Origin of the sequence: Streptomyces chiangmaiensis (genome assembly GCF_036281785.1) — a bacterium.
Classification (GTDB): domain Bacteria; phylum Actinomycetota; class Actinomycetes; order Streptomycetales; family Streptomycetaceae; genus Streptomyces; species Streptomyces chiangmaiensis.
Genome location: NZ_JAYWVC010000345.1, coordinates 1 through 5,205, shown reverse-complemented (window position 1 = coordinate 5,205; position 5,205 = coordinate 1). Strand labels below are relative to the sequence as shown.

Genomic DNA, 5,205 nt, shown 5'->3' with positions numbered 1-5,205 from the left:
TGTTCTGTCGTACCCCCGGGCCACGGCCGATCGTCCCGGGACTGACCGTATCCGGCACCGAAGGGGGTGTCAGGAGCAACGCAGCAGGACCATGAGCCCGTAGCCCATGTGGAGTTGCTGGTGGCAGTGGAACAGGGACAGCCCTGGCTGGTCGGCTGTGGAGTCGAGGTCCAGGGTCTGGTAGCCGCCGAGCATGCCACCGACTGAGTGCCACTGGCCTGGCCGAACAACTGGCCGACAGAATCACTCGCCCGACCACCTCTGTGCTTCCCCATGCGCGTAAACTCGAAGACCGATATCGGTTTCGTCACTGCCGGTTGGCGCGGCGTGGAGGTGGATGATGCGTGAATTCCAGCGCGGCGCAGTGCGGTTGCACATCCTGCACCACGCAGCCGAAGGGGAGATCCACGGCGCGTGGATGACGGAGGAACTGGCCCACCACGGCTACCAGATCAGTCCCGGCACGCTGTATCCGACGCTGCACCGGCTGGAGGCCGAGGGGCTGCTGGTCTCCGAACAGCGAGTCGTCGACGGCCGTGCCCGGCGCGTCTATACGGCCACGGAGGCAGGCCGCAAGGCGCTGGCCGAGGACCGCAAGGCACTGGCCGAACTGGCCCGCGAGGTCCTGGGCAACGAGGTGCCACAGAAAGCGGATTGACAAAGGCTTTGCGGCCTTGGCGCCCGGGTACCGCGCGCGGATACTCGACACGCCGTTTGTCGTACGGCGGGGCCGGCGCGCACGTGGTGCGTAGTTCCTGCTTGGGGTGAACTCCGCTACGAGGTGCGGCGCGGGGTCACCGCATGCCGCAGTCCGTACGCGGCAGCCCCCAGCACCAGTACTGCCACTCCCCACGCCACGGACGTCACCGGCAGGGTGAAGGCCAGCAGCAGGCAGCCGACCAGCCCGACGACAGGGACGACGCGTGGGGGCCGGTTCTCCTGCGGTGTCAGCGTCCAGGCCGAGGCATTCGCGACGGCGTAGTAGACCAGCACCCCGAACGACGAGAAACCGATCGCGCCGCGCACATCCACCGTCGCCGCCAGAACTGCGACCACCACGCCGACCAGGAGCTCCGCGCGATGGGGCACCTTGAAGCGGGGGTGAACGGCGGACAGAACGTGCGGCAGGTGCCGGTCGCGGGACATGGCCAGCGTGGTACGGGAGACCCCGAGGATCAGAGCGAGAAGGGAGCCGAGCGCGGCCACCGCCGCTCCGACCCGCACGACGGGCGCCAGCCAGTCCACCCCTGCGGCGCGAACTGCGTCGGACAGCGGTGCGGTGGCGTCGGCCAGCCGCTGCGGGCCCAGCACCATCAACGCGGAGACAGCCACCACCGCGTACACGACCAGGGTGATACCAAGGGCCAGCGGAATGGCCCGCGGGATGGTCCGGGCGGGGTCGCGTACTTCCTCGCCCAGGGTGGCGATGCGCGCGTATCCGGCGAACGCGAAGAACAGCAGGCCACCGGCCTGCAGCACCCCACTGAAGGAGGCATCCGCACCGACGTCCAGCCGGGTCGCATCCGCTGCGGAGGAGGTGAGGGCGGCGACGACCACAGCGGCGAGCACGGCCAGCACCACGGCGACGATCACGCGGGTCAGCCATGCCGCCTTCTGCACTCCGGCGTAGTTCACGGCGGTCAGCGCCACGACGGCCGCGACCGCCACCGCGTGTGCCTGCCCCGGCCAGACGTACGCCCCGACCGTCAGCGCCATCGCCGCGCAGGAGGCGGTCTTGCCCACCACGAAGCCCCAGCCCGCGAGGTAGCCCCAGAACTCGCCGAGTCGCTCACGGCCGTAGACATAGGTACCGCCGGAGGCCGGGTAACGGGCCGCGAGCCGTGCCGAGGACGTCGCATTGCAGTACGCCACCACGGCCGCCACCGCGAGACCGAGCAGAAGCCCGGAGCCGGCCGCATGCGCGGCGGGAGCGAGCGCGGCGAAGATCCCCGCGCCGATCATCGACCCCAGCCCGATCACCACGGCATCCGGCACGCCCAGCCGCCGCTCCAGCTCACCTGGGACTGCGGCCGCCCTCGATGGTCTGCTCATCACGTGCTCCCTGAGGATGATCGGAACTGCCCACGCCATCCTACGGGACCCGATATCGGAGCACGATATGGGTATGGACGCGCAGGCCGCCCCGGGCCCACTGCCCGTCGATCTTGCAATGGTGGCCGGGGGAGACGCGTGCGTCCAGGCTGCTTCAGCGGATTGCGGGGGCCTGTGACGCGTGCTGGGCGATGCGTGTCGCGGCGAACTCGGTTCCTGCCACGAACCGCATCATCGGGCCGAACATCGGGGCGGTTAGTGAACCGGTGAAGTACAGCCCCGGGACCGACGACTCGAACGACGCGGACAGGTGGGGCGCCTTCGAACCCGGCACACAGGCAACGGCGCCGCGCACCGTGGATGACAGAAACGGCAGGGCGTCCAGGTCGAGCCGGTACCCGGTGGCCGCGATCACGTGATCGACCGCGAGCGTCTCGGACCCGCCGGGTTCGTCGATCTCCAGGCGCACGCAGGACGCGATCGCCTCGGCGCGAGTGACGCGGCTTGACGTGCGCACCGGAACGATGCCCGAGACCCGGTCCCGCAGCCACCATCCCCCGGATGGTCCCAAAGCGCGGCGGAACAGCAGCATGCGAGCGGCCGCCGGAAGCCACCGCACTCCTCCCGGGGCTTTGCAGACCGCGGCCAGGACCCAGCCCGTGCCCAGGGGTGAGGCGGGCTTGGCCACGCGCTGCGTCCAGGGACGGACCAGGTCCGGCTTCATCCCCCACAGCACCCGCGGTTCCCGGACCAGGACCTGCACGTCGGCGCCGGACTCGTGCAGCAGCGCGGCGCTTTCCAGCGCGGACTGGCCGCCACCAACAACGGCAACGCGCTGACCGGCATACGGCGACAGGTCCGTGTGGTGACTGGTGTGCGAGATAAGGGCCCCGACACCCGGGCCTTCGGGGGCGAGTCGCCGCAGCTCCTGCGGAATGTGGGCGAGGCCGTTCAGGCCAGTTGCCACCACAACGGCAGCGGCCGGGAACTCCTGCCCGTCGTCCAGCCGTACGAGGAAACCGGGGCCTGGCGGAGGTGCCTGGTCGACGGCCACGGCCCGCGCCGACTCCACCTCGCCGACGTAGCGCTTCCGAAACCACATCCCGTAACGGACGAACACCTCGCACGGGATCGGCGTCAGCTCGGTCAGCTCCGCCTCACCGTGCACGCGGCGGAAGTCCGCCAAGCGCCCGCCCGGCTCCGGCGCCGAAAGATCGCTGGCGGCCGGGGTCGACTTCAAGAACATCCCGGTGGCCATGGCGTGCCGCCAACTGCCCATCACCTCGCCGAAGATGCGAACCGGCACCCCTGCTCCACGCAGATGTGCTGCTGCCGACAGTCCATACGGGCCGGCGCCGACCACGACGACCGGAAGTCCCGCGCGCCCGGCGAACGCCCGCTCATGGGCAGGGCGTTGCCCCGGAAGCGACTGCGTCATGCATCCCCCCACTGATCCCCACACCGCCTTCCCCAAGGCAGCGCAAACTTCGGGATGGCGCGTCGGCGCAGCGCCGCCACACCCGTCCCCCCTCCGGCTCAGTGTGGCTTATCGGGCGGTATCGGTCGACGATATCGCCGCACGTTGGCCAAAATATGGTCGAACGGACTGACCAGGGCGTGCGAAGTTGAAGAGGTGTGAGCCCATCCGCTTCCGCTCGGTGCAACCACTGCGACTGCTGAGCTTCAAGGTTTGGCCAGGGGCCCGGCGTGCAGTGCGTTCAAACGACGCCGGTAGTCGTCCTCATCGATCTCCCCGCGGGCCAGCCACTCACGGAGGATGTCCTCCGCGGAGGGTCCGGCCGTGGTGTGCGTGTGCTCCCGAGGCCGGTTGAGGGCACGGCTGCCGAACCTGACCATCACGCGGGTGGCTCACCGGTCCCGGCCCCGGCGACGAGTACGACGGACAGGCGCGCCGCATGGCGTCACTCACCCCGTGCTTCCGCGGCTACGCGAGGGAGTTCCACCCTCTCTCTCCATTGCGTCTGGCGGCAGTAGGCGCTGCCCGCACACCCCTGCCCTGATCCAGTCCAGGGCTGGGGTGTGTTCGTGCGCCCATGATCCGCCATTTGCACGCGGCCAGGCTGACGATCACACGTTCCCGTCCGACCGACGTGGCGCCCACGAGCCGGACGTGGCGTCACCGGACGCGGGCGACTCCGGCATAGATGCCGCTACCCTCGGATGACGGCGCCGACGGCGTCCTGAACCACTCCGTGGCCGTCACCAGACCCGGGTCGACCAGGTCCAGGCCGTCGAAGAAGCGGGCCACCTCGGTGCGGGTGCGGAAGCCGAGACGAATCCCGCCCCTCGCGTACTCGGCGGTGACCTGTTCCGCCAGTTCCGGGTAGAGGTCGGACGCGGCGTGCGACAGCACGAGGTAACTGCCCGACGGCAGGGCAGCGAGCAACTCGCTCACGATGTCGTGGGCGTTCTGGTCGTCGGGGATGAAGTGCATGAGCGCGATCAGGGACAGCGCGATGGGCCGCTCGAAGTCGAGGACACCCCGGGCGTGCCCGAGGATCCCTCCGGGCCGGCGCACATCGGCCTCGATGTAGTCGGTGACGCCCTCCGCACGGCTGACCAGCAACGCCTCCGCATGCCGCAGCACGATCGGGTCGTTGTCGGTATAGACGATCTTCGCCGACGGCACGATCTCCTGAACGATCTGGTGCAGGTTCGGCTCGGTGGGAATGCCGGTACCGATGTCGAGGAACTGGTCGATGCCCTGCGTGGCCAGCCAGGCGGCCGCCCTGCGCATGAACTCGCGATTCTGCCGGGCGGCATCATGCGCTTGGGGCGGCAGCGTCTTCCCCACCGCCTCATCGACGGGGTAGTTGTCCTTACCGCCCAGCAGCCAGTCGTACACCCGTGCAGGATGCGCCACACTGATGTCGATCTTCCGAGGGTTGGGGGTGCCCGTCGCCATGACATGCTCCGTCGCGCGAGTAGCTCACACAGTACTGTCGATCACTTCAGTCTCGCACACCAATTCGCCAGCACCAGCGCACAGTTAGCGCGGTCGGCTGCCACCGGCCGCCCAGCCCGCGGCAGCATGCTCCACCCCATCGTGCGTCGGCGGGCGGTGGCCGCCATACGCGCCCTCACGTCCCTACGGGGTACTACTCAAAAGCTTACCAACTTCATTAATAATCA

General features: G+C 69.2%; 6 protein-coding genes. 1 reads left to right on the top strand and 5 read right to left on the bottom strand.

Annotation, left to right across the window (positions count from 1 at the left end):
- Positions 1–69: 69 nt before the first annotated feature.
- Positions 70–195 carry a multicopper oxidase domain-containing protein gene (locus VXC91_RS42045; protein WP_329512627.1) on the bottom strand — a complete coding sequence of 42 codons (126 nt, stop codon included), beginning with the start codon at positions 193–195 and terminating at the stop codon, positions 70–72.
- 142 nt (positions 196–337) lie between these two features.
- On the opposite strand from VXC91_RS42045, the gene VXC91_RS42040 reads away from it, so the two are divergent.
- Positions 338–658: a PadR family transcriptional regulator gene (locus VXC91_RS42040; protein WP_329512626.1), complete on the top strand. Its 321-nt coding sequence runs from the start codon at positions 338–340 to the stop codon at positions 656–658.
- A gap of 116 nt (positions 659–774) precedes the next feature.
- On the opposite strand, the gene VXC91_RS42035 is transcribed toward VXC91_RS42040, so the two are convergent.
- The 4 genes from VXC91_RS42035 to VXC91_RS42020 form a co-directional block, all read right to left on the bottom strand.
- On the bottom strand, positions 775–2,052 hold the full coding sequence (locus VXC91_RS42035; protein WP_329512625.1) for an APC family permease: 1,278 nt from the start codon (positions 2,050–2,052) through the stop codon (positions 775–777).
- Between the two features lie 154 nt (positions 2,053–2,206).
- Positions 2,207–3,415 carry an FAD-dependent oxidoreductase gene (locus VXC91_RS42030; protein ID WP_408057607.1) on the bottom strand — a complete coding sequence of 403 codons (1,209 nt, stop codon included), beginning with the start codon at positions 3,413–3,415 and terminating at the stop codon, positions 2,207–2,209.
- A 320-nt stretch (positions 3,416–3,735) separates the two neighbouring features.
- On the bottom strand, positions 3,736–3,912 hold the full coding sequence (locus VXC91_RS42025) for an SHOCT domain-containing protein (RefSeq protein ID WP_329512623.1): 177 nt from the start codon (positions 3,910–3,912) through the stop codon (positions 3,736–3,738).
- A 277-nt stretch (positions 3,913–4,189) separates the two neighbouring features.
- A complete protein-coding gene (locus tag VXC91_RS42020) occupies positions 4,190–4,978 on the bottom strand; it encodes an SAM-dependent methyltransferase (protein ID WP_329512622.1) in 789 nt (262 codons plus the stop codon).
- Positions 4,979–5,205 lie beyond the last annotated feature (227 nt).

What these genes read in the sequence shown, in the direction of transcription:
- VXC91_RS42045 (WP_329512627.1), bottom strand. Translation starts at nt 195, where the DNA reads ATGCTCGGCGGCTACCAGACCCTGGACCTCGACTCCACAGCCGACCAG.
- VXC91_RS42040 (WP_329512626.1), top strand. Translation starts at nt 338, where the DNA reads ATGATGCGTGAATTCCAGCGCGGCGCAGTGCGGTTGCACATCCTGCAC.
- VXC91_RS42035 (WP_329512625.1), bottom strand. Translation starts at nt 2,052, where the DNA reads ATGAGCAGACCATCGAGGGCGGCCGCAGTCCCAGGTGAGCTGGAGCGG.
- VXC91_RS42020 (WP_329512622.1), bottom strand. Translation starts at nt 4,978, where the DNA reads ATGGCGACGGGCACCCCCAACCCTCGGAAGATCGACATCAGTGTGGCG.